Here is a 22,428-nt window from a genome sequence, read left to right as displayed (position 1 = left end):
AACCTCGGAACGCCGAACGGAGATATGCATGGCATTGTTCAACTTCTTCTACACCCTGCACGTCCTGGCATCGGTGGTGTGGGTCGGCGGGATGTTCTTCGCTTGGATGATCTTGCGGCCCGTGGCGGCTGCAACCCTGGAGGGCCCGGTGCGTCTGGAATTATGGGCGGGAATTTTCCCACGCTTCTTTTCCTGGGTCTGGCTGTGTTTGCTGACGCTTCCGATAAGCGGCGTGGCCATGCTACACCTGCGCTACCACGGCTTCGACGGTGCGCCGCGTTATGTGCAGGCGATGATCGGCCTGTATGTGGTCATGGCGGCGCTGTTCCTGCGGGTTCAAGGCTTGCAATTGCCCGAGCTGCGACGCGCGGTGGATGCTCAGGACTGGGCTGGCGGCGCGGCGGTGATGTTGCGCATTCGCCGGCTCGTCGCAGTCAATCTGCTGATCGGCCTGGCGGTGATTGCCCTGGCATCGGCGCGGCCGTGGTTCTGAGCGCCTGGCGGTGATAACAGACATTCAAGCCTTGGCAGCCGGGGCCACGCGAGGTATGGAAATGACGTGGAAGATTCCGGTCAGCAGGATCTGCAAGCGGTCGAACCATGGATGACTGCGGCCGCGAAGGCGGCGGTTGAAGCCGATCAGTTCCAGCACATGCAGCCCCAGCAGCGCCAAGGCGGCCAACTGGATCGACAGCTGGAACGGCTGCCCCAAGGGCACCAACAGATTCACCAGCACCACCCACCAAAACAGCAGAGTAAGCATCTTGCCGAACCACAACAGGCCTTTCATCGGCGACCTCGGTAAAAGCCAAAAAGCCTACCTTAACTGATGCCCAACCCTGTAGCGAGGGGGCTTGCCGCAACGGCCGTGCCAGACCCGGTTGCGTCGGCAGCCCCGATTATCGGGGGCGAGCCCCCTCGCTACATTGATATGGCTTCAACGCGTCAGATGCAACTCCACCCGGCGGTTTTGCGATCGGCCTTCGGCAGTGGCGTTATCCGCTACCGGTTCGCTCTCACCTTTTCCTTCACTGGTCAGCAGGCTGGAAGATACGCCTTTGGCCGTCAGGAATTTCACCACACTAGCGGCGCGACGTTCGGACAGCTTCTGGTTGTAGGCATCAGTGCCAACGCTGTCGGTATGCCCCACAACCTTGATGCCCTTGATGTCGGCTTTCTCCAGATCCGCCACCAACTTGCTCAGCTCGGCCTGGAACTCAGGCGTCAGTACCGAGGAATCGAACGCGAACAGCACGTTTTCAGCATCGCTCAGGGTAATCACCTGCTCGGCCACGGGTGGCAGAGGCGGCGGCGCCGCTGGCGCTTTGGCAGGATACTGCGGCAGCGGGCAACCGTTGGCCATACTCACTGGTGTATGAGGAGGCGTCCCTTTGCAACGATCGCGGCGGTCGAACACCCCATCGCCATCTTCGTCGCCGTCATGGGCGAAGCAGATCAACCCCCCGGCGATAGCCCCCAAGGCCGCACCGCCCCCTGCCCACGCTCCACTTTCAATAGCACCGAGGCCGCCGCCGACCAGGCCGCCCACCACGCTGCAAATAGGCCAGTTCCTTTGGTTGAGCGGTGCGCTGCCATCACTGTGTGTGGTCATTGCGCACCCCGAAAGAACACTACTGACCAGAAGAACGGGGATAAAACCCCGCGTGAGATTTCTCATCGTCTTACTCCTGGTTTCTACCGGCCGATGCCGGTTCAGATGCAGTAAAGCAGGCCCTTGATGCCTCTACAAGCTAAAGCCGGCGCGGGCTGTGGAAAAATTGACAGTCTGAAAAAGTTCCCTCGCAAGTGATTGAAATTTGCCAATTATTGACCTGGCTATAGGCTCCGACGCGGGACCCGGCTAGTCTTGGCAGTTCTGATCGAGGACAACCCATGACTGACGGCTTTTCCACCCGCACACCCCAGCAGGCCTTGGCGGCCCTGCTCGACCAACAGGCCGCCCAGCGCCTGCTGGTGGTCGGTGCCGGACAATTCCCCGCGCTGGACGCCTACGCTGCGGCGCACCCGGGTTCGCAAATTTCGTCCTGCGCCCCAGGCGCCCTGCCTGCGGACCTCGCCAGCCAGCGCTTCGACCTGGCAGTGGTCATCGATTGCCTCGAACATCTGCCCAAGCGCGAAGGCTTACAGCTGCTGGGTGGCATCCGCAACCTCAACGCCAGCCGCATCGCCGTGCTGGTGGACCTGGCCGCCAGCGGTTGGAGCGATACCGACTTCTACTCCCTGGCCCTGCAGGCGAACCAGCGTTTCGAGCGCGACGGCCAGGTGCTGACCCTGTTCACCTATGATCTACGTGAATACAAACAGGTGCCGGACTGGCTCAATGCGCGGTTCTGGGCCAACCCGGAAAATTTCGGCAAATATTGGTGGTGACCCTATGAGCACGGCGATTTGCCCCTGCGGCAGCGGCAACCTGTTGAACGCCTGCTGTGGTCACTATCATGACGGCCACCCGGCGCCCTATGCCCAGGCGTTGATGCGCTCGCGCTACAGTGCCTACGTGCTGGGCCATATCGACTACCTGTTGGCCACCACACTGCCGGCCCAGCAGTCCGGCCTTGATCGCGACGCCATCGAGCAATGGAGCGCGCAAAGCACCTGGCTAGGCCTGGAAGTCGAAAACGCTCAGGTCATCGGCGGACAACCCGAGCATGCGTTCGTCACTTTTGTTGCGCGCTGGCATGACAGCAATGGCGAACACAGCCATCGCGAGCGTTCGGCCTTCGTGCAGAACGAGGGGCGGTGGTACTTCATCGATCCGACGGTGGGACTGAATGCAGGACGCAATGACCCCTGCCCCTGTGCGAGCGGGCAGAAGTTCAAGAAGTGTTGTCAGGGGTATTGCGCGAAATAGAATAAGTGTCAGTGTCTAGGCGGCTTAGGCAAAACGCCTCGGTCAATCTCGAAAACGTTTTCGACTGCTCTACCGTCGCCGGCGCGCACGCTGACCTTGGCACCGAAGGTGCTCGCAAGCTCCAGTGACAAGTCGACGTTCGGAATATGCGGGCATTTGCTAAGCATGGCGGCTATCAATGCATCCCTCGCCGAACTGACGGTCACCGAAGTCCGATTCCCGCCTTCGAACAATGCCGCTGCACGCCGCCGCTCTTCCGTATCGGACTTACTAGTGCTGAAATGGCGACTCTGCGGAGCATCCAGGATAAAATCACCATCGGGCAACATGCGTAGCACCGCGTGTCCCTGCTTAATATTTTCCAGTCGGCAATATAATTTATTCAAATTCGGGCCGTCGAGGTTGGCAATACCGGGAGGCGCGAAGGATCCAATAGCAGGGGGTTGATTTGATACGGAGAGCATGATCTTTACCATCATCGTTGTGAACGGCAAATTTCACTACGTCGGCGAAAGAGCCGCTTTCAAGAAGCGATTACAGGCAAGCATTTCCTATGATGGCTGTCTTCAACTGAGCGCGAGTGCCCTTCTGCTTACTCCACAACCCGCAAATGCGAAGTATCCGGCGCAGGTCCGGCCGGCGCCGCTTTGGCCTGACCCAGATCACTGCCCGCAGGCGCCAGGCTCAGCTGGCTGAGGTCCAGTGCCGGTGGCGGCACATCCGGTTTTGGCGGCTGCATCGCTGCGCCCACTTCGGCAATCGCATAATCAGGTGCGTCGACCTCGGTGAATGCAGCCATATAGACATCCCGCGGCACCACCTCGGCGCGCCCGACCGCAGGCGCAGGCGCCATCTCGATTTCCTCGACCTGGGCGCTGAGGTCCAGCACCTCCACGAGAGCACCTGCGCGCTCGAGCGTCGAGCAATACTTTTCGGCGGCGGCGGCATCGAGGTTGTTCTTGAGCACCAGGCGGCGCCCGGAAAACAACAACTCGATGCGCTGCTCGTCGGCCTGAAACAGCCGCGCGAGATTGGCCTTGACCGCTTCCAGCCGCGCGCCGGGCAGCACCTGGCCAGTGAAAACGATTTCGTAAACGCTCATGGCAATTCTCCTGAGTGGGCCGCACAGGCCGCGCCGGCTGGGGGCAAGTATGACCCACGGGCTTTTTACCCAACAAGGCCCGCGTGATATCCCCTCGCAGGGCTTGCCCCTGCCCCCGCGCTTGTTAGACTGCTGGCAAGAGGGAATCATCGATGAACGACAGGACGCACCTCAGATACGCCGTCTGGTTCAAATACGCGCTAGGCCTGGCATTGCTGCTCGGCCTCGGCGGCTGCTCGTCATGGTTCGGCGGCCATTACCGCGATCCGGAAGTGCATCTGGTGCATGTCGAGGTGGTCAAGGCGAAAGTCCTCGAGCAGCGCTTCGTGCTGCGGTTCAGCATCGACAACCCCAACGACTCGCGCCTGCGAGTGCGCGGGCTGATCTATCGCGTGACGCTGGGCGACGTGCTGTTGACCGATGGCGAGGTCGACGACTGGTTCAGCGTGGCGGCCCACAGCAAGGAGTATTACGAGATCCCGGTGCGCACCAATCTGTGGGAACACCTGCGCGACCTGGCCAAACTGCTCAGGCATCCCGACCGCCCCGTTCCCTATCGTCTGGAAGGCAGGCTGAAAACCGGATTTTTATTCAGGCATAACCTGCATCTGGATCGCAGTGGTGAGATAATTCCCGGCGATTATATTCCGGAGTAAGTTCAAATGACCCAGCAACCCCATGTCCATGGCCCCGACTGCAACCACGATCATGACCATGCACATGACCATCACGAGCCTCACGGCCATGTCCACGGCCCGCACTGCAACCATGCTCCGCAAGAGCCGGTGCGCAATGCCTTGAAGGAAGTCGGCCGCAACGATCCTTGCCCCTGCGGCAGCGCGAAGAAATTCAAGAAGTGCCACGGCGCTTGATCTCGCTGCGGTACGCCTGCCCGCGAACGGTGCTCACCTGGGCCCCGTCGCGGGCAACCCGCCCAAGCCGTCACCTCCGGCGGACCAGCCCCACGGAAAAATAAACACCCCGCCCCGTCTTGCGTGGCGTCGATGCGCTCACTAACGTAGCGCCTTTCCGACGCCAGACCCGCAGGAGTTTCACCCATGGCCTCGTCCGCCCGCCTTCGCTTTCTCCCCACCCTCGGCACTGCCGCCGCCGTCACCGCGTTGATGAGCCTGGCCGGTTGCCAGGGCTGGCTCGAAGACCGCTACTCCGCCAGCGTGCCGCCGACCACCGGGGTGCAACCGCTGACCGGGCTGGCCAACAACGTGTCGATCCGCCACAACCGGCTGGGCATGCCGCTGATCGAAAGCAGCAGCTTCCACGACGCGCTGTTCGCCCTGGGGTATGAACACGCCAGCGATCGCATCAGCCAGATGGTCGGCATGCGCCTGCTCGCACAAGGGCGCCTGGCGGAAATGGCCGGCCCGGGCGTGCTCGACGTCGACCGCTTCATGCGCACCGTCAACCTCAAGCGTCGCGCCGACGAGCTGTACGCCGGCGCCTCGCCACGCCTCAAGCGCTTCTTCGAGGTGTACGCCCGCGGCGTCAACGCCTACCTGTTCCGCTACCGCGACAACCTGCCGATGGACCTGGCCCAGGCCGACTTCAAGCCCGAGTACTGGAAGCCCGAAGACTCGGCGCTGATCTTCTGCCTGGTCAACTTCAACCTCTCGGTCAACCTGCAGGAAGAAATCAACGCGCTGGTGCTGACGCAAAAAGTCGGCGCCGACAAGCTCGCCTGGCTGCTGCCGACCTACCCCGACGAGGCCTTGCCCTTTGACGAAACCGGCAAGCTCAAGGGGCTGAACCTGGGCGGTCAACTGGCCAGCCTTGGCGACCTCGACAAGGTGGTCGCACAACTTACCGACCTGAGCATGCTCGGCGTCGCCGCCTCCAACAACTGGGCCATCGCGCCGTCCCATAGCCGTAGCGGCAAGACCCTGTTCGCCAACGACACACACCTGCCGATCTCCTTGCCCTCGGCCTGGAACTACGTGCAGATCAGCGCGCCGAAATATCAGGCCGCTGGCGTTTCCATCGCCGGTGTGCCGGCCATCGTCGCCGGCTTCAACGGCAAGGTGGCGTGGGGCATGACCATGGTCATGGGCGACAACCAGGACCTGTTTCTGGAGAAGGTCAAACGCGAAGGCAGCCGCTTGATGTATCAAGCCGACGGCAAATGGCTACCGGCCGTGGCCCGCAATGAGACCTTCTTCATCAAGGGCCAGCAGGCGGTCCGCGAGACCGTCTACGAAACCCGCCATGGCCCGCTGCTCAACGGCACCCTGGGGCAAAAGCAGCTCGACCTGCAGCCTTCGAGCTTCAGCAGCGGCTATGGCCTGGCGCTGCAGACGCCGGACTTCAAGGACGACAAGAGCCTCGACGCGTTCTTCGATCTGTCCCGCGCGCAGACCGTGGAGCAGGCCTCCGACGCCAGCCGGCAGATTCGCGCCGTAGCGCTGAACCTGGTGTTCGCCGACGCCCAGCACATCGGCTGGCAAGTCACCGGCCGTTACCCTAACCGCAAGGACGGCCTGGGCCTGGTGCCATCGCCGGGCTGGGATTCGCGCTACGACTGGGACGGTTACGCCGACCCGATGCTGCACCCCTATGATCAGGACCCCGCACAGGGCTGGCTCGGCACCGCCAACCAGCGCACCATCGGCAAGGGCTATGGCATGCAGCTGTCCAACTCCTGGTACTACCCGGAGCGCAGCGAGCGTCTGGCGCAACTGGCCAGTGCCACCCAGCAAGATACCCGCAGCATGATCGCCATGCAGTACGACCAGACCACCACTTTCGCCGACAAGCTGAAGAAGATGTTCGAAGCCCCAGGTATGGCCAAGCCGCTCAAGGCCGCCATCGATGCGTTGCCCGAGGGTGATCGCGCCAAAGCCCGCGAAGCCTATTCGCGCCTGATGGCATTCGATGGCCGCCTGAGCCCGACCTCGGCCGATGCGGCGCTGTACGAGCTGTTCCTGCAGGAGAGCGCCAAGCAGATCTTCCTCGACGAACTGGGCCCGGAAGACAGCCCGACCTGGAAAGCCTTCGTAGCCAACGCCGACCTCTCTTACTCAGCCCAGGCCGATCACCTGCTGGGCCGCGAGGACAGCCCGTTCTGGGATGACGTGCGCACCCCGCAGAAGGAAGACAAACCGACCATTCTGGCCCGCAGTCTGGCCAGCGCGGTGACCGCGGGTGACAACCTGCTGGGCGGCGATCGCAAGGCCTGGCAGTGGGGCAAATTGCATACCTACACCTTCAAGTCCGACAGCACCAAACTCGCGCCACTGCTCGGCGCCAGCCAGCGCCTGGGCCTGAGCGCCGCAAGCAGCACCTTGGACCGCGGACCGTACCCGGCCGGCGGCGATCAGAGCACGCTGAACGCCTCGGCCTATCACTGGGGCGGGCAGAACTTCGACACCTTCCTGGCGCCGGCGATGCGCATCATCATCGACTTCGGCCAGCTCGAGCCGATGATGGGTCTGAACAGCACCGGACAGTCCGGCAACCCGGCCAGCCCGCACTATGCGGATGGCATCGATGCCTGGCTGAAGGCGCAGTACGTGTCGTTCCCGATGCAGCGGCAGAACTTCGACAAAGCCTATGGCACGCAGCGCTTGACCTTGGTGCCTGGCAAATAATCAGTACTGCACCCTGTGGCGAGGGGGCTTGCTCCCGATACGGCGTGTCAGCCGCTATTTCACTGACTGACATACCTTATCGGGGGCAAGCCCCCTCGCCACAAAGGGCGTGCTCCGAGGCGGCGTGTCAGCTGCTATTTCACTGACTGACATACCCTATCGGGGGCAAGCCCCTCGCCACAAGGGGCGTGCTCCGAGGCGGCGTGTCAGCCGCTACTTCACTGACTGACATACCTTATCGGGAGCAAGCCCCCTCGCCACAAGGGGCGTGCTCCGAGGCGGCGTGTCAGCCGCTACTTCACTGGCTGACATACCCTATCGGGGGCAAGCCCCCTCGCCACAAGGTACGCATCTGGCTGAACTTCCCGCCGACGCCCCCCCTCATAATTGACAAGCCCTCCACCCCGGCCAGCCCATGGACCTTGTCATCGCCCGCCCCGAAGGCCTTTACTGCCCCGCTGGCGACTTCTATATAGACCCGTGGCGCCCGGTGCCGCGCTCGATCATCACCCATGGCCACGGCGACCACGCCCGGACCGGTAATGAGCATTACCTCGCCGCCGCCCCCGGCGCCGGCATCCTGCGCGCCCGCCTGGGCCAGGACATCAACCTGCAGACCCTCGACTACGGCGAACGCCTGGTCCATCACGGCGTCACCCTGAGCTTCCACCCTGCCGGCCACGTCCTCGGCTCGGCCCAGGTGCGCCTGGAGCACCGCGGCGAAGTCTGGGTCGCCTCCGGGGACTACAAGGTCGAAGCCGATGGCACCTGCGCGCCCTTCGAGCCAGTGCGCTGTCACACCTTCATCACCGAATCGACCTTCGGCCTGCCCATCTACCGCTGGCAGCCCCAGGCCGAGATCTTCGCCGAGGTCAATCAGTGGTGGCGCGCCAACGCCGAGGCCGGCAAGGCCAGCGTGCTGTTCTGCTATGCCTTCGGCAAGGCCCAGCGGCTGCTGCACGGTATCGACCGCAGCATCGGCGCCATCCTCTGCCACGGCGCCGTCGAGCCGCTGAATCGGGTGTACCGCGAAGGCGGCATCGACATCCCGCCAACGCTCTACGCCGGCGACTTCAAGAAGACCGATCCGCTGCTGCGCAGCGCCCTGATCGTCGCCCCGCCCTCGGCCGGCGGCAGCACCTGGATGCGCCGCTTCGGTGACTACAGCGACGCTTTCGCCAGCGGCTGGATGCGCCTGCGCGGCAGCCGTCGGCGGCGCGGTGTCGATCGTGGTTTCATCCTCTCCGATCATGCCGACTGGCCGGGGCTGCTGTGGGCCATCGAGCAGACCGGCGCCGAGCGGGTGATGGTCACCCACGGCTCGGTCAACGTGCTGGTACGCTACCTGCGTGAGCAGCGCGGGCTGGATGCCCAAGGGTTCGCCACGGAATATGGCGATGAAGACGACAGCCCCGAGAGCAGCGCCGAGCCGACTGCGGATGCCGCACCATGAAAGCCTTTGCCGCCCTGTACGCCGAACTTGACGCCACCACCTCCAGCAACGCCAAGCTGCAGGCCCTGCAGGATTACTTCGGCCATGCCGCCCCTGAAGACGCCGCCTGGGCGGTGTACTTTCTGGCCGGCGGCCGCCCGCGCCAGCTGATCCCCACGCGCCTGCTGCGCGAACTGGCGACGCGGCTTTCCGGGCTGCCCGAGTGGCTGTTCGAAGAGAGCTACCAGGCGGTCGGCGATCTGGCCGAGACCGTTTCCCTGGTGCTCCCGGAAAACCCCCACAGCGCTGAGCAAGGCCTGGCCTGGTGGCTGGAGGACGCACTGCTGCCCCTGCGCGGGCTGCCGCCGGAAACGTTGTCAGAGCGCCTGCCGCCTCTGTGGGCGCAACTCGATCAGCAAAGCCTGATGGTGTGCCTGAAGCTGATCACCGGCAGTTTTCGCGTCGGCGTCTCCAAGCTGCTGGTCACCCGCGCCCTCGCGCAGCTGGCCGACCTGGACAGCAAGCGCGTGGCCCAGCGGCTGGTGGGCTATACCGACCTGTCGCACCGCCCCGTGGCCGCCAGTTACCTCAAACTCATTGCCCCCGAATCCGATGACGAGCACGCCCAGCGCGGCGGCCAGCCCTATCCGTTCTTCCTCGCCCATGCCCTGCAGCAGCCGGTCGAACAGTTCGACACCGTGCTCGGCCCCTGCAGTGACTGGCAGGTTGAATGGAAGTGGGACGGCATTCGCGCGCAACTGGTCAAGCGCGAGGGCCGCCTGTGGATCTGGTCGCGGGGTGAAGAACTGGTCACCGACCGCTTCCCCGAGCTGCATGTGCTGGGTGCAAGCCTGCCGGACGGCACGGTGATAGATGGCGAAATCGTGGTATGGAAGCAACCCGCGCGCAGTACCGAGACCGCGCCTGAAGACTTCGTCCTCGAGGAGCAGCTCGATGACCCGCAAGACGCACCGGCAGTGCAGCCCTTTGCCCTGTTGCAGCAGCGCATCGGCCGCAAGACCCTGGGCAAGAAGCTGCTGGACGAAGTGCCCGTGGTGCTGCTGGCCTACGACCTGCTCGAATGGCACGGCGAGGATCAACGCAGTACCGCGCAGTGGCAGCGCCGCGAGGCCCTGGAGCAACTGGTGGCCAGCCAGGGCCAGGCGGTGCTGCGGCTTTCACCGGTGATCAGCGGTAACACCTGGGCCGAGCTGGCCGAGCTGCGCCAGGAGTCCCGGCGCCTGGGCGTCGAAGGCATGATGCTCAAGGCCCGCGAGGCGCTCTATGGCGTCGGCCGCACCAAGGACATGGGCGTCTGGTGGAAATGGAAGGTCGATCCGTTCAGCGTCGACGCCGTGCTGATCTACGCTCAGGCCGGCCATGGCCGTCGCGCCAGCCTCTACAGCGACTACACCTTCGCGGTCTGGGATGGCCCGCCGGGCAGTTCCGAGCGCAACCTGGTGCCGTTCGCCAAAGCCTACTCAGGTTTGACCGATGCCGAGATGCGCCAGGTCGATGCGATCATTCGCAAGACCACGGTGGAGAAGTTCGGCCCGGTGCGAAGTGTTACCCCCACACTGGTGTTCGAACTGGGCTTCGAAGGCATTGCCTTGTCCAAACGCCATAAAAGCGGGATTGCGGTGCGGTTTCCGCGCATGTTGCGCTGGCGCCACGACAAGCCGGTGGACGAAGCGGACAGTCTGGAAATGTTACAAGACCTGTTGAGTTGAGGTCGTCGAAGCACCACAATGGCGCACGAAATTGGCCACGCACCGTTATGCGCACTGATATAGACAGGCGCATACGTCGCTAAAAAACCATTCGGTCGAAACTGCGACGAAAAGCAATTCCCACGCGCCGCGACACCGGCTCGTTCATGGACTATGGTGCGAATATTGCTATTACCCTGATGTCTGGCGATAGCCGGTAACAGAACTCGCGTGCTCGCACGTATTTTTGGTTTTCAAGGACCGCACAATGAAAAAAGCATTGCTGACCCTCTCTGCACTGGCTCTCTGTCTGTCTGCCGGTAGCGCGCTGGCCAAGGAATACAAAGAGCTGCGTTTCGGGGTCGATCCTTCCTATGCACCGTTTGAATCCAAGGCCGCCGACGGCAGCCTGGTCGGCTTCGACATCGACCTGGGCAACGCCATCTGCACCGAGCTGAAGGTCAAGTGCGTCTGGGTCGAAAGCGACTTCGACGGCATGATCCCGGGCCTGAAAGCCAACAAGTTCGACGGTGTGATCTCGTCCATGACCGTGACCCCGGTCCGCGAGAAAGCCATCGACTTCTCCACCGAACTGTTCTCCGGCCCGACCGCCCTGGTGTTCAAAAAAGGTGCAGGCCTGAGCGACGACGTCGCGTCCCTGAAGGGCAAGACCGTCGGCTACGAGCAAGGCACCATTCAGGAAGCCTACGCCAAGGCCGTCCTCGACAAGGCTGGGGTCAAGACCCAAGCCTACGCCAACCAGGACCAGGTCTACGCCGACCTGACTTCCGGTCGTCTGGACGCCTCGGTACAAGACATGCTGCAAGCCGAGCTGGGCTTCCTGAAGTCGCCACAGGGCGCCGACTACGAAGTCAGCAAGCCGATCGACAACGAACTGCTGCCCTCCAAGACCGCTGTCGGCATCAAGCAAGGCAACAAGGAACTCAAGGCGCTGATCGACAAGGGCATCAAGGCCCTGCACGACGACGGCACCTACGCCACTATCCAGAAGAAACACTTCGGTGATCTGAACCTGTACAGCGGCAAATAAGCGCGACCCTGCAGCAACGCCCGCTCCTCACGAGGGAGCGGGCGTTTTATCGAGCGCAAAAGGTTTGATACATGTTTGATTCCCTACTACAAACTCTGGGGCTTGGCTCCCTCAGCCTGAAGGGCTTTGGCCCGCTGCTGATGGAAGGCACCTGGATGACCATCAAGTTGGCAGTGCTGTCGTTGCTGGTGAGCGTACTGCTCGGCCTGCTCGGCGCCAGTGCCAAGCTGTCCAGCGTCAAGGCCGTGCGCATCCCGGCTCAGGTGTACACCACGCTGATTCGCGGTGTGCCTGATCTGGTCCTGATGCTGCTGATCTTCTACAGCCTGCAGACCTGGCTGAGCAATCTGACCGATGCCCTCGATTGGGACTACATCGAGATCGACCCTTTCGCCGCCGGGGTCATTACCCTGGGCTTCATCTACGGCGCCTATTTCACCGAGACCTTTCGCGGCGCGATCCTCGCCGTGCCGCGCGGCCAGGCCGAAGCGGCCACCGCCTATGGCCTCACCCGTGGCCAGCGGTTTCGCTACGTGATCTTCCCGCAAATGATGCGCTTCGCCCTGCCGGGCATCGGCAACAACTGGCAGGTCATGCTCAAGGCCACGGCGCTGGTGTCGCTGATCGGCCTGGCCGACCTGGTGAAGAACGCCCAGGATGCCGGCAAGAGCACCTACGAGCTATTTTACTTCCTGGTGTTGGCGGCGCTGATCTACCTGCTGATCACCAGCGCCTCCAACTTCGTCTTGCGCCGCCTGGAGCGCCGCTACAGCGCCGGTACCCGTGAGGCCGTCCGATGATCGAACTTCTGCAGGAATACTGGAAAGCCTTCCTATACACCGATGGCGTCAACATGACCGGCCTGGCCATGACCCTCTGGCTGCTCAGCGCCTCGATCTTCATCGGTTTCTTCCTCTCCATCCCGTTGTCCATCGCCCGGGTTTCCAGCAAGTTCTGGGTGCGCTGGCCGGTGCAGTTCTACACCTACGTGTTCCGCGGCACGCCGCTGTATATCCAGTTGCTGATCTGCTACACCGGCATCTACAGCCTCGAAGCGGTCCGTGATCAAGCCGTGCTGGGGCCGTTCTTTCGCAACGCCATGAACTGCACCCTACTGGCCTTCGCCCTGAACACCTGCGCCTACACCACCGAGATCTTCGCCGGTGCCATTCGCAGCATGAACCACGGTGAGGTCGAAGCGGCCAAAGCCTATGGCCTGCGCGGCTGGAAGCTCTACGCTTACGTGATCATGCCCTCGGCGCTGCGCCGTTCGTTGCCTTACTACAGCAACGAAGTGATCCTGATGCTGCACTCCACCACCGTAGCGTTCACTGCGACCATCCCGGATATTCTCAAGGTCGCCCGCGACGCCAACTCGGCGACCTTCATGACTTTCCAGTCGTTCGGGATCGCCGCTCTCATCTACCTCGCCATCACCTTCACCCTGGTCGGACTGTTCCGCCTGGCTGAACGTCGCTGGCTGGCCTTTCTCGGCCCGGCGCACTAGGACCTGTCATGGAACATCGTACCCACAGCCTGATTGCCCCGATGCCTGGCACCGCGCGGCAGATCCACAGCTTCCACTTTGCCCCCGAGGCCGCGGCCAACGGCAAGATCTACATCCAGGCCTCGCTGCACGCCGACGAACTGCCCGGCATGCTGGTGGCCTGGCACCTCAAGCAACGCTTGCGCGAGCTCGAAGCCGAAGGCCGCCTGCGCCGCGAAATCGTGCTGGTGCCGATCGCCAACCCTGCCGGTCTGGAACAGGTGCTGATGGACACTCCGCTGGGCCGCTACGAGCTCGAAAGCGGGGAGAACTTCAACCGTCGCTTCGTCGATCTGAGCCAGGCGGTCGGCGATGCCATCGAAAACCTGCTCGACGATGATCCGGCGCACAACGCCAACCTGGTCCGCCAGCACCTGCGCGAAGCCCTCGAACGCGAAGTGCCGACCACGCAATTGCAGTCCCAGCGCCTGACCTTGCAACGCCTGGCCTGCGACGCCGAAATGGTCCTCGACCTGCATTGCGACTTCGAGGCCGTCGAGCACCTGTACACCACTCCGCAAGCCTGGCCACGGGTCGAGGCGCTGTCGCGGTATCTGGGGACCCAGGCCAGCCTGCTGGCCACCGACTCGGGCGGCCAGTCGTTCGACGAGTGCTTTTCGCTGGTGTGGTGGAACCTGCAGCAGCGCTTCGGTGACCGTTTGCCGTTGAGCAGTTTTTCGGTGACGGTGGAATTGCGCGGCCAGCACGACGTCAGCCACCCGCTGGCAATTGCCGACTGCAAGGCAATCCTCGATTACCTGAGCCACTATGGCGCAATCGATGGTGCGGCCGAGTTCCTGCCCAAACTGCTGCAGCCGGCCACCCCGCTTGCCGCCGTCGAGCCGGTGACCACCCCGGCCGGTGGCTTGCTGGTGTTCTTTGCCGTGCCAGGCGATTACGTCGAGGCCGGCACGCTGATTGCCGAAGTCATCGACCCGATCACGGATCAGGTGACCCTGGTCCGTAACACTCAAGCGGGCCTGCTCTACGCCCGTTCGCTGCGGCGCATGGCCACCGCCGGCATGGTCGTCGCCCATGTCGCCGGGCGTGAAGCCTACCGCAGCGGCTACCTTCTTTCTCCTTGAGGACTCCTTGCGCATGTACAAACTGACGATCGATGGCTTGCACAAGAGCTACGGCGACAACCAGGTGCTCAAGGGCGTTTCGCTCAAGGCCAGGACCGGCGACGTGATCAGCCTGATCGGCGCCAGCGGCTCGGGCAAGAGCACCTTTTTGCGCTGCATCAACTTTCTGGAAACCCCCAACGATGGCGCCATGAGCCTGGACGGCAAGCAGGTGCGCATGGTCAGCGATGCCAATGGCATGCGCGTGGCCGACGCCGACGAGCTGCAGCGCATCCGTACCCGCCTGGCCATGGTGTTCCAGCACTTCAACCTGTGGAGCCACATGAGCGTGCTGGAAAACATCACCATGGCACCGCGCCGGGTGCTGGGGGTAAGCAAGCAGGAAGCCGAAGAGCGCGCGCGCCGTTATCTGGACAAGGTCGGCTTGCCGGCCCGGGTCGCCGATCAATATCCGGCCTTCCTCTCCGGCGGCCAGCAGCAGCGGGTGGCGATCGCCCGGGCCTTGGCGATGGAGCCCGAAATCATGCTGTTCGACGAGCCGACGTCGGCGCTCGACCCGGAGCTGGTGGGCGAGGTGCTCAAGGTGATCCAGGCGCTGGCCGAAGAAGGCCGCACGATGATCATGGTGACCCACGAAATGAGCTTCGCCCGCCAGGTGTCCAATCAGATCATGTTCCTGCATCAGGGGCTGGTCGAGGAGCACGGTGAACCGGCCGAGGTGCTGGGCAATCCGAAAAGCGAGCGGTTGCGGCAGTTCTTGAGTGGCAACCTCAAGTAAATCTGCGAAGGCCAAACGATCCTCTTGCCCTGTAGCGAGGGAGCTTGCTCCCGAAAACCCGTGCCCCGACATCTATGTCGCCGGTAGCGGCTGTCGGGCGCAAGCCCCCTCGCTACTGAGTTTTTCGCAACTATCGAGGCCATGGCAGGGTCTGTGAACTACCCCCCACAGGAGTTCACCGACCCGGCATGCCAGCACCTCGCGATATAGCCAAGCACTGGTTCGCCGACCGCGGCTGGAAACCTTTCGCCTTCCAGAAGGCCGTGTGGGCCGCCGTCAAGCGCGGCGAGTCGGGGTTGCTGCATGCCAGCACCGGTGCCGGCAAGACCTACGCCCTGTGGTTCGCCGCGTTGAGGCATCTGGCACCAGCGCCCGCGGCACCGGTGACGGGCAAACGCAAGCCGGTGATGGCGCCGCTGACCGTGCTGTGGATCACACCCATGCGCGCCCTGGCCGCCGATACGCTGCGCGCCTTGCAGCGCCCCATCGACGACCTGAACATCCCCTGGAGCCTCGGCCTGCGTACCGGTGACACCGGCAGCAGTGAACGAGCGCGCCAAAGCCGGCGCCTGCCGAGCACTCTGGTGACCACTCCGGAAAGCCTGACCCTGTTGCTGACCCGCGAAAACGCCGCCAGCGAGCTCGCCAGCGTGCGCATGGTGGTGGTCGACGAATGGCATGAGCTCCTCGGCAACAAGCGTGGTGTGCAGCTGCAACTGGCATTGGCGCGCCTGCGCAGCTGGCAGCCGCAGTTGATGGTCTGGGGTATTTCCGCCACCTTGGGCAACCAGTTGCAGGCGCAACAGGTGCTGCTGCCGGCTGGCGACGGCATCAGCGTGCAAGGTGAAAACGCCAAGACCTTGCTGGTTGACACCCTGCTGCCGCCGACCATCGAGCGCTTCCCCTGGGCCGGACACATGGGCCTGCGGATGCTCAAGCAGGTCACCGAGCAGATCGACGCCTGCGGCAGCTGCCTGGTGTTCACCAATACCCGCGCCCAGGCTGAAGTCTGGTACCAGGCCATCCTCGAAGCACGCCCTGACTGGGCCGGGCTGATTGCTTTGCACCACAGCTCGCTGGCCCGCGAAACTCGCGACTGGGTCGAGCAGGCCCTCAAGGAGGGTCAGTTGCGCGCGGTTGTGTGCACCTCCAGCCTCGACCTCGGGGTGGATTTCCTGCCGGTCGAACGGGTGCTGCAGATCGGCTCGGCCAAAGGTGTCGCGCGCCTGATGCAGCGTGCCGGGCGCTCCGGCCATGCCCCCGGGCGTCCGTCGCGGGTGACCCTGGTGCCGACCCACAGCCTGGAACTGGTCGAGGCCGCCGCCGCTCAGGCCGCTGTCGCCGCGCGCCATATCGAAGCCCGTGAACCGCCGCACAAGCCGCTGGACGTACTGGTTCAGCATCTGGTGAGCATGGCCCTGGGTGGCGGCTTCGAACCCTCCGAGTTGCTGGCCGAAGTGCGCAGTACCTGGGCTTACCACGACCTCACCCACGAGGAATGGGCCTGGGCCCTGGCCTTCGTGCGCCACGGCGGCCACTCGCTGACTGCCTATCCGGACTACCAACGGGTCGCGCCCGACGCCGAAGGCCGTTGGCGTGTGCCGGACGCGCGCCTGGGTCGGCGCCATCGCATGGGCATTGGCACCATCGTCAGCGATGCCAGCCTGCAGTTGAAGTTCTGGAGCAAAGGCGGCGGTGGCCGCACGTTGGGCAGTGTCGAGGAAGGTTTCATCGCGCGGCTGCGGCCCGGCGATGGATTTCTGTTTGCCGGGCGCCTGCTGGAGCTGGTGCGGGTCGAGAACATGACCGCCTACGTCAAGCGCTCGACCGCACGCAAGGCGGCGGTGCCGCGCTGGAATGGCGGGCGCATGCCGCTGTCGAGTGAATTGGCCGATGCCGTGGTGGAGCAACTCGACGCCGCTGCCCGCGGCGAGTACCACAGCCCTGCGCTGCAAGCCGTGCGGCCGCTGCTGGAGTTGCAGAGTCAGTGGTCGGCACTGCCCACGAGCCACACCTTGCTGGCCGAAACCCTCAAGTCCCGCGAAGGCTGGCACCTGTTTCTCTACCCCTTCGCCGGGCGCCAGGTGCATCTGGGGCTGGCCAGTCTGCTGGCCTGGCGCCTGAGCCAGCACCGGCCGCTGAGCTTCTCGATCGCCGTCAATGACTACGGCCTGGAGCTGCTCAGCGCCACGCCCGTCGATTGGCCAGAGGCGCTGACGGGCACCTGGCTCAGCCCGGACAACCTGCTGCACGACGTGCTCGCTAGCCTTAATGCCGGCGAGCTGGCGCTGCGGCGCTTTCGCGAAATCGCGCGGATCTCCGGTCTGGTATTCGGCGGCTACCCGGGCGCGCAAAAGAGCACGCGTCAGGTCCAGGCCTCCAGCGGGCTGTTCTTTGAGGTGTTCAAACAATATGACGCCGGCAATCTGCTGCTCGGGCAGGCCCAGGAGGAAGTGCTGCGCCAGGAGCTCGACGTGCAGCGCCTCGAGCAAACCTTGCAACGCCTGCAACAGCGGCGCCTGGACATCCACCCGATCAAGCGCGCCACGCCCTTGGCCTTCCCGCTGATGGTCGAGCGTTTTCGCGAAAGCCTGAGCTCGGAAAAACTCGCCGACCGCATCCAGCGCATGGTCAGCGACCTGGAACAGGCCGCCGGCCCTGAGGAGCGAGCATGACGGCCTATCATCCCGTCAGCGTGGCAGGCACCGAGCTGTGGTTGCTGCCGGAAAAAGCCGCCTATTGGCCCGAGCAGAAAGTCCTGCTGGTGGCCGATGCGCATTTCGGCAAGGCTGCGGCCTATCGGCGCCTGGGCCAGCCGGTGCCCCACGGCACCACGCAAAGCAATCTGCAGGTGCTGGATCAACTGCTGGCCCAGTATCCCAGCCACGCCCTGGTGTTTCTTGGGGACTTCCTCCATGGTCCCGGTTCCCATGCCATCACCACCTTGGCGGCATTGGCGCAATGGCGGGTCCGGCATCCGCGGCTGGGCATCATCCTGATACGGGGCAATCACGATCTGCGCGCCGGCGATCCACCCGCCGAGCTCGGCTTCGAAGTGGTCACCGAGCCGCTGCGCCTGGGGCCCTTCGCCCTGCAGCACGAGCCCACGCCGTGTCCGGGTCTGCATGTGCTGGCCGGGCACGTGCATCCGGTCTACCGGTTACGCGGCAAGGGCCGCCAGAGCCTGCGCCTGCCGTGCTTCCAGATCGGCACCGAAGTCAGCGTGCTGCCGGCCTTCGGCGCCTTTACCGGTGGCTACGCGGTGCAACGCGAGGCCGGAGTGCGCCTGTTCGTCAGCGGCGATGGTCGGGTGTGGCCGATCAATGACGAGCCACCGGCCACGGATAGGCCAGCCAACGCTGAAATCGCTGGCTGAACCGGCCACTGGCGATGTCCTGATGCAGCCACTGGTCGACGTACTGCTTGAGCACGATGTCCTGGGGCAGCAAGGCGGCCTTTTCGGAGAAGTCGAAGGGTTTGTCCGGGTGCACGGCGCAGAGCTCGGGATGTAGTTTTTGCTGCAGCCGGGTTTCCACCGCATCGGTCATCATCAGGTCGGCCTTGCCATCGACGATCTGCTGGAAGATGGTGACGTTATCCTGATGCACGATGATCTGCGCCTGCTTGAGCTGCGCACGGGCGAACTTCTCGTTGGTGCCGCCCGGATTGACGATGGCCCGCACCTTGGGTTTGTCGATTTGCGCTAGCGTCTGGAATCGGCTCTGGTTCTTGCACAAGGTGATCGGGGTCTTGCCGTCGCGCTGATAGGGCTCGGAGAAAAACGCCTGCTTCTGGCGCTCCATGTTTACCGAAACGCCGCTCAAGGCCAGGTCGTAGCGATCGGCCTGCAGATCCGCCATCAGCGTCGGCCAGGTCGTAGGCACCAGCTCCAGTTTGACCCCAAGCGAATCGGCGAGTCCTTGAGCTATCTCGATATCGAGCCCCACGAAGGTGTCGTTGTCGCCGTTACGGTAGCTGAAGGGTTTGTAATCGCCCGTGGTGCCGACGCGCAGCGTACCGCGGGCGAGGATTTGTTGCAGGTGGTTGCTGGCGGCGGGCGTGACGACCGCAGACTTTTCAGAGGCATCGGCTGCAAAAACAGGCGCGCAGAAGAGCAGCGCAAAGGGCAAAACGCCGATGGCACAGCGCCGCGCTATTGGCTTGAGTCGGGAAGACGAGGACATGGCAGACCTTATTGTCGGAATTATCTGAAGGCCCAAGGGGCGCCGAGCAGATTAGCCGACAACAGGTGCGCTTTGACAGATCGATGAATCAGGCCACCGGCGTGGGCGGCGCTTCATCCGGCTGGGTGGGGCTGCCAGGTTCGGTGGGCTGAGGAAAATCAGGATTGGGATCCTGATCCGGCTGACCGGGTATACCGCCAGCCAGGTGCGCATACGGATCGGCAAGCAATGACCAGGCAAGCACGCCGATCTGATTGGGTTGCAGCTTGGCCAGTTGGGCGCTGATGGTCGGGTCGATTTTCATAGGCACTCCTGAGCAGTGGCCCCGCTCGTAGCCACGAACGGGGGCAATTCGCTCAATAGAGTGCGTTTTCGGCGACTAATTCCGTCGCTTCGTCGGCCCGCAGGCAGGTCAGGTGCGTGGCAGGGTGACGCCGCGCTGTCCTTGGTACTTGCCACCGCGGTCCTTGTAGGACACTTCGCACTCTTCGTCCGATTCCAGGAAGAGCATCTGCGCCACGCCCTCGTTGGCGTAGATCTTGGCCGGCAAGGTGGTGGTGTTGGAGAACTCCAGGGTCACGTGGCCTTCCCACTCCGGCTCCAGCGGCGTGACGTTGACGATGATGCCGCAACGGGCATAGGTGCTCTTGCCCAGGCAGATGGTCAGAACGTTGCGCGGAATGCGGAAATACTCGACGGTGCGGGCGAGCGCGAAGGAGTTGGGCGGGATGATGCAGACGTCGCTCTTGATGTCGACGAAGCTCTTCTCGTCGAAGTTCTTCGGATCGACGGTCGCCGAGTTGATGTTGGTGAATACCTTGAATTCGTCGGCGCATCGCACGTCGTAGCCATAGCTGGACACACCGAAGGAGATGACGCGATCGGCGCCCTCGCCGCGCACCTGGCGCTCGACGAAAGGTTCGATCATGCCGTGCTCTTGCGCCATGCGGCGAATCCACTTGTCCGATTTGATGCTCATGGCGGGCTGTCCTGAATAACGAGGTGAATAGCGAGGTGAAGAAAATCTGACGGGCATCTTACCGGGCCCGGCTCGCGGGTTAAAGGACCTGCGCCATTTGCAGGCGAGCGCCGCGGTCTGCGGGCCTTGCACAGGCTGTGGCAGATGGCCACAGGTGCCGTTGCCAAAGCCATGGATCATGCGGCTTGCAGCGCTGGCGACGCATCTTCGGTCACGAAATACTGCAAAGGGTGCTAAAGGTTATTGGCACCTCTCGGAAAAAGGTTTATGGTGGCGTCACTGTGTTGCTTATGTCTCTGAGAATCTCTACACGATGTTTTACATCTTCACGAATTTTCCTGCTCTTTGCACTCAGTCTCGGCCAGGGCATTTCCTGAACCGCAGTTAACTTTGTCCAAGGAGATACACCATGTCCAATCGCCAAACCGGTACCGTCAAGTGGTTCAACGATGAAAAAGGCTTCGGCTTCATCACCCCACAATCCGGTGACGACCTGTTCGTACACTTCAAAGCCATCAAGGCTGACGGCTTCAAAAGCCTGAAAGAAGGCCAAGCGGTCTCTTTCATCGCTACCCGCGGTCAGAAAGGCATGCAAGCTGAAGAAGTCGAAGTTATCTAACTTCTGCTTCAAAGCTTCGAAAAGCCCCGCCCCTCAAAAGGCGGGGCTTTTTTGTGGCTGGAAACTTCGTGCCTGGAACCTCTATGGCTGGGGCCTCTGTGCCTGGAACCTCTATGGCTGGAACCTCTGTTGCTGGAACCTCTGTTGCTGGAACCTCTGTTGCTGGAACCTCTGTGGCTGGAACCTCTGTGGCGAGGGGGCTTGCTCCCGATACGGTGTGTCAGCCAGAAATCATGTGACTGACACACCGTATCGGGAGCAAGCCCCCTCGCCACAGAGGTGACGATCAATCGTCGGAAACGGTGATATTCGGCATCGCCGGACTGGCCGCATCCTGCAACACCAGCCGCGCACCCACTTGCCGGGCCAGCTCTTGATAGATCATGGCGATCTGGCTGTCCGGCTCGGCGATGGCCGTCGGCTTGCCGCTGTCGGCTTGCTCGCGAATCAGGATCGACAGCGGCAACGAGGCCAGCAGCTCGACCCCGTACTGACTGGCCAGCTTCTCGCCGCCGCCTTCACCGAACAGGTGCTCGGCATGGCCGCACTGCGAGCAGATGTGCACGGCCATGTTCTCGACCACCCCCAGTACCGGGATGTTGACCTTGCGGAACATCTCGACACCCTTTTTCGCATCCAGCAGCGCCAGATCCTGGGGCGTGGTGACGATCACCGAGCCGCTGACCGGGACCTTCTGCGCCAGGGTCAACTGGATATCGCCAGTGCCCGGCGGCATATCGATGACCAGATAATCCAGATCGTTCCAGGCCGTCTGGGTGATCAGTTGCAGCAGAGCCCCCGAGACCATCGGCCCGCGCCACACCATCGGGGTGTTGTCGTCGGTGAGGAAGGCCATGGACATCACCTCCACGCCATGAGCCTCGATGGGCACGAACCACTTCTGTTCCTTGACCTTGGGCCGAGTGCCTTCAGCGATCCCGAACATCACCCCCTGACTCGGACCGTAGATGTCCGCGTCGAGAATCCCCACCCGAGCACCTTCGCGGGCGAGCGCCAAGGCCAGATTGGCCGCGGTGGTCGACTTGCCCACACCGCCCTTGCCGGATGCCACGGCGATGATGTTCTTGACGTTGGCCATGCCGGGAATCTGCGCCTGAGCCTTGTGCGCGGCGATCACGCACGCCACCTCGACCTGCGCCGAGGTCACGCCCTCGAGGCCTTCGATGGCCAGTTGCAGCATCTGCGCCCAACCGGACTTGAACAGGCCGGCTGCATAGCCCAGCTCGAGCTGGACGCGAACCTTGCCGGCGTCGATATCGATGGCGCGCACGCATCCGGCACTGACAGGGTCCTGATTCAGGTAAGGATCGGTATATTGGCGAAGGACGGCTTCCACCGCTGCGCGGTTGACGGCGCTCATGGACACTCCCGGAAATAAAGACTGAGTAAAATAGGCGGCTATCCTAGCGCTTATCGCGGCACATCAACAGCGACTCGGGCAATGCCCG

The 22,428-nt window shown here is 63.1% G+C and carries 24 protein-coding genes; 16 read left to right on the top strand and 8 right to left on the bottom strand.

Translation table 11 applies throughout. The annotated features are described in order from the left end of the window. Positions 1–28 precede the first annotated feature (28 nt). On the top strand, positions 29–493 hold the full coding sequence (locus AC3WJP_RS15420) for a CopD family protein (protein ID WP_493722184.1): 465 nt from the start codon (positions 29–31) through the stop codon (positions 491–493). Between the two features lie 24 nt (positions 494–517). Here AC3WJP_RS15420 and AC3WJP_RS15415 read toward each other — a convergent pair whose 3' ends face one another. Beyond that, positions 518–790, bottom strand: coding sequence for a DUF1145 domain-containing protein (locus AC3WJP_RS15415; protein ID WP_493722185.1), 273 nt, complete (start codon positions 788–790; stop codon positions 518–520). 147 nt (positions 791–937) lie between these two features. Next, complete coding sequence (locus AC3WJP_RS15410; protein ID WP_493722186.1) at positions 938–1,678, bottom strand: PA1041 family peptidoglycan-binding anchor lipoprotein; 741 nt, start codon at positions 1,676–1,678, stop codon at positions 938–940. A 215-nt stretch (positions 1,679–1,893) separates the two neighbouring features. Here AC3WJP_RS15410 and AC3WJP_RS15405 point away from each other — a divergent pair, with 215 nt between their 5' ends. Together AC3WJP_RS15405 and AC3WJP_RS15400 are read left to right on the top strand one after the other, a co-directional pair. After that, entirely contained in the window at positions 1,894–2,391 is a 498-nt protein-coding gene (locus tag AC3WJP_RS15405) for a DUF6231 family protein (RefSeq protein ID WP_493722187.1), read from the top strand. A gap of 4 nt (positions 2,392–2,395) precedes the next feature. Beyond that, the gene (locus AC3WJP_RS15400; RefSeq protein ID WP_493722188.1) at positions 2,396–2,872 is read left to right on the top strand and encodes a YchJ family protein; all 477 of its coding nucleotides are present in this window, start codon (positions 2,396–2,398) and stop codon (positions 2,870–2,872) included. An 8-nt stretch (positions 2,873–2,880) separates the two neighbouring features. Here AC3WJP_RS15400 and AC3WJP_RS15395 read toward each other — a convergent pair whose 3' ends face one another. Both AC3WJP_RS15395 and AC3WJP_RS15390 read right to left on the bottom strand, forming a co-directional pair. After that, on the bottom strand, positions 2,881–3,336 hold the full coding sequence (locus AC3WJP_RS15395) for a hypothetical protein (protein ID WP_493722189.1): 456 nt from the start codon (positions 3,334–3,336) through the stop codon (positions 2,881–2,883). A gap of 128 nt (positions 3,337–3,464) precedes the next feature. Further along, on the bottom strand, positions 3,465–3,974 hold the full coding sequence (locus AC3WJP_RS15390; protein WP_493722190.1) for a hypothetical protein: 510 nt from the start codon (positions 3,972–3,974) through the stop codon (positions 3,465–3,467). Positions 3,975–4,126: 152 nt separating this feature from the next. On the opposite strand from AC3WJP_RS15390, the gene AC3WJP_RS15385 reads away from it, so the two are divergent. The 12 genes from AC3WJP_RS15385 to pdeM all read left to right on the top strand — a co-directional run bounded on the left by AC3WJP_RS15385 (position 4,127) and on the right by pdeM (position 18,553). Continuing rightward, positions 4,127–4,630, top strand: coding sequence for an LEA/WHy family protein (locus AC3WJP_RS15385; protein ID WP_493722191.1), 504 nt, complete (start codon positions 4,127–4,129; stop codon positions 4,628–4,630). A gap of 6 nt (positions 4,631–4,636) precedes the next feature. Further along, positions 4,637–4,846, top strand: coding sequence for an SEC-C metal-binding domain-containing protein (locus AC3WJP_RS15380; RefSeq protein ID WP_226505074.1), 210 nt, complete (start codon positions 4,637–4,639; stop codon positions 4,844–4,846). Positions 4,847–5,032: 186 nt separating this feature from the next. Further along, positions 5,033–7,576: a penicillin acylase family protein gene (locus AC3WJP_RS15375; RefSeq protein ID WP_493722192.1), complete on the top strand. Its 2,544-nt coding sequence runs from the start codon at positions 5,033–5,035 to the stop codon at positions 7,574–7,576. Between the two features lie 415 nt (positions 7,577–7,991). Next, positions 7,992–9,029 (top strand): ligase-associated DNA damage response exonuclease, encoded by a 1,038-nt coding sequence (locus tag AC3WJP_RS15370; RefSeq protein ID WP_493722193.1) that lies wholly within the window; start codon positions 7,992–7,994, stop codon positions 9,027–9,029. After that, complete coding sequence (locus tag AC3WJP_RS15365) at positions 9,026–10,738, top strand: ATP-dependent DNA ligase (protein ID WP_493722194.1); 1,713 nt, start codon at positions 9,026–9,028, stop codon at positions 10,736–10,738. The genes AC3WJP_RS15370 and AC3WJP_RS15365 overlap by 4 nt, the downstream gene beginning before the upstream one ends. Before the next feature lie 247 nt (positions 10,739–10,985). Further along, positions 10,986–11,768, top strand: a complete 783-nt coding sequence (locus AC3WJP_RS15360; protein WP_493722195.1) for a transporter substrate-binding domain-containing protein — start codon at positions 10,986–10,988, stop codon at positions 11,766–11,768. A gap of 71 nt (positions 11,769–11,839) precedes the next feature. Next, positions 11,840–12,568: an ABC transporter permease gene (locus tag AC3WJP_RS15355; RefSeq protein WP_493722196.1), complete on the top strand. Its 729-nt coding sequence runs from the start codon at positions 11,840–11,842 to the stop codon at positions 12,566–12,568. Further along, on the top strand, positions 12,565–13,275 hold the full coding sequence (locus AC3WJP_RS15350) for an ABC transporter permease (protein ID WP_493722197.1): 711 nt from the start codon (positions 12,565–12,567) through the stop codon (positions 13,273–13,275). Before AC3WJP_RS15355 ends, AC3WJP_RS15350 begins: the two co-directional genes overlap by 4 nt. 8 nt (positions 13,276–13,283) lie before the next feature. After that, positions 13,284–14,399, top strand: coding sequence for a succinylglutamate desuccinylase/aspartoacylase family protein (locus tag AC3WJP_RS15345; protein ID WP_493722198.1), 1,116 nt, complete (start codon positions 13,284–13,286; stop codon positions 14,397–14,399). Between the two features lie 13 nt (positions 14,400–14,412). Next, positions 14,413–15,177, top strand: coding sequence for an ABC transporter ATP-binding protein (locus tag AC3WJP_RS15340; protein WP_493722199.1), 765 nt, complete (start codon positions 14,413–14,415; stop codon positions 15,175–15,177). 188 nt (positions 15,178–15,365) lie between these two features. After that, complete coding sequence (locus AC3WJP_RS15335; RefSeq protein WP_493722200.1) at positions 15,366–17,852, top strand: ligase-associated DNA damage response DEXH box helicase; 2,487 nt, start codon at positions 15,366–15,368, stop codon at positions 17,850–17,852. Further along, the gene (gene pdeM / locus AC3WJP_RS15330) at positions 17,849–18,553 is read left to right on the top strand and encodes a ligase-associated DNA damage response endonuclease PdeM (protein WP_493722201.1); all 705 of its coding nucleotides are present in this window, start codon (positions 17,849–17,851) and stop codon (positions 18,551–18,553) included. The genes AC3WJP_RS15335 and pdeM overlap by 4 nt, the downstream gene beginning before the upstream one ends. On the opposite strand, the gene AC3WJP_RS15325 is transcribed toward pdeM, so the two are convergent. The 3 genes from AC3WJP_RS15325 to dcd all read right to left on the bottom strand — a co-directional run bounded on the left by AC3WJP_RS15325 (position 18,498) and on the right by dcd (position 20,340). Continuing rightward, positions 18,498–19,361: a transporter substrate-binding domain-containing protein gene (locus tag AC3WJP_RS15325; RefSeq protein ID WP_493722202.1), complete on the bottom strand. Its 864-nt coding sequence runs from the start codon at positions 19,359–19,361 to the stop codon at positions 18,498–18,500. The two genes, pdeM and AC3WJP_RS15325, sit on opposite strands and share 56 nt — an antisense overlap. A gap of 88 nt (positions 19,362–19,449) precedes the next feature. Further along, complete coding sequence (locus tag AC3WJP_RS15320) at positions 19,450–19,665, bottom strand: hypothetical protein (RefSeq protein ID WP_493722203.1); 216 nt, start codon at positions 19,663–19,665, stop codon at positions 19,450–19,452. 108 nt (positions 19,666–19,773) lie between these two features. Beyond that, entirely contained in the window at positions 19,774–20,340 is a 567-nt protein-coding gene (dcd, locus tag AC3WJP_RS15315) for a dCTP deaminase (protein ID WP_002554836.1), read from the bottom strand. Positions 20,341–20,749: 409 nt separating this feature from the next. Here dcd and AC3WJP_RS15310 point away from each other — a divergent pair, with 409 nt between their 5' ends. Then, positions 20,750–20,959 carry a cold-shock protein gene (locus tag AC3WJP_RS15310; RefSeq protein ID WP_010221054.1) on the top strand — a complete coding sequence of 70 codons (210 nt, stop codon included), beginning with the start codon at positions 20,750–20,752 and terminating at the stop codon, positions 20,957–20,959. 286 nt (positions 20,960–21,245) lie between these two features. Here the strand turns inward: AC3WJP_RS15310 and apbC are convergent, their stop codons facing one another. Continuing rightward, entirely contained in the window at positions 21,246–22,340 is a 1,095-nt protein-coding gene (gene apbC, locus AC3WJP_RS15305) for an iron-sulfur cluster carrier protein ApbC (RefSeq protein WP_493724208.1), read from the bottom strand. Positions 22,341–22,428: the final 88 nt, after the last annotated feature.

This window comes from Pseudomonas sp. GW821-FHT01A09 (assembly GCF_058986725.1).
This window is presented reverse-complemented; position numbering and strand designations above follow the sequence as displayed.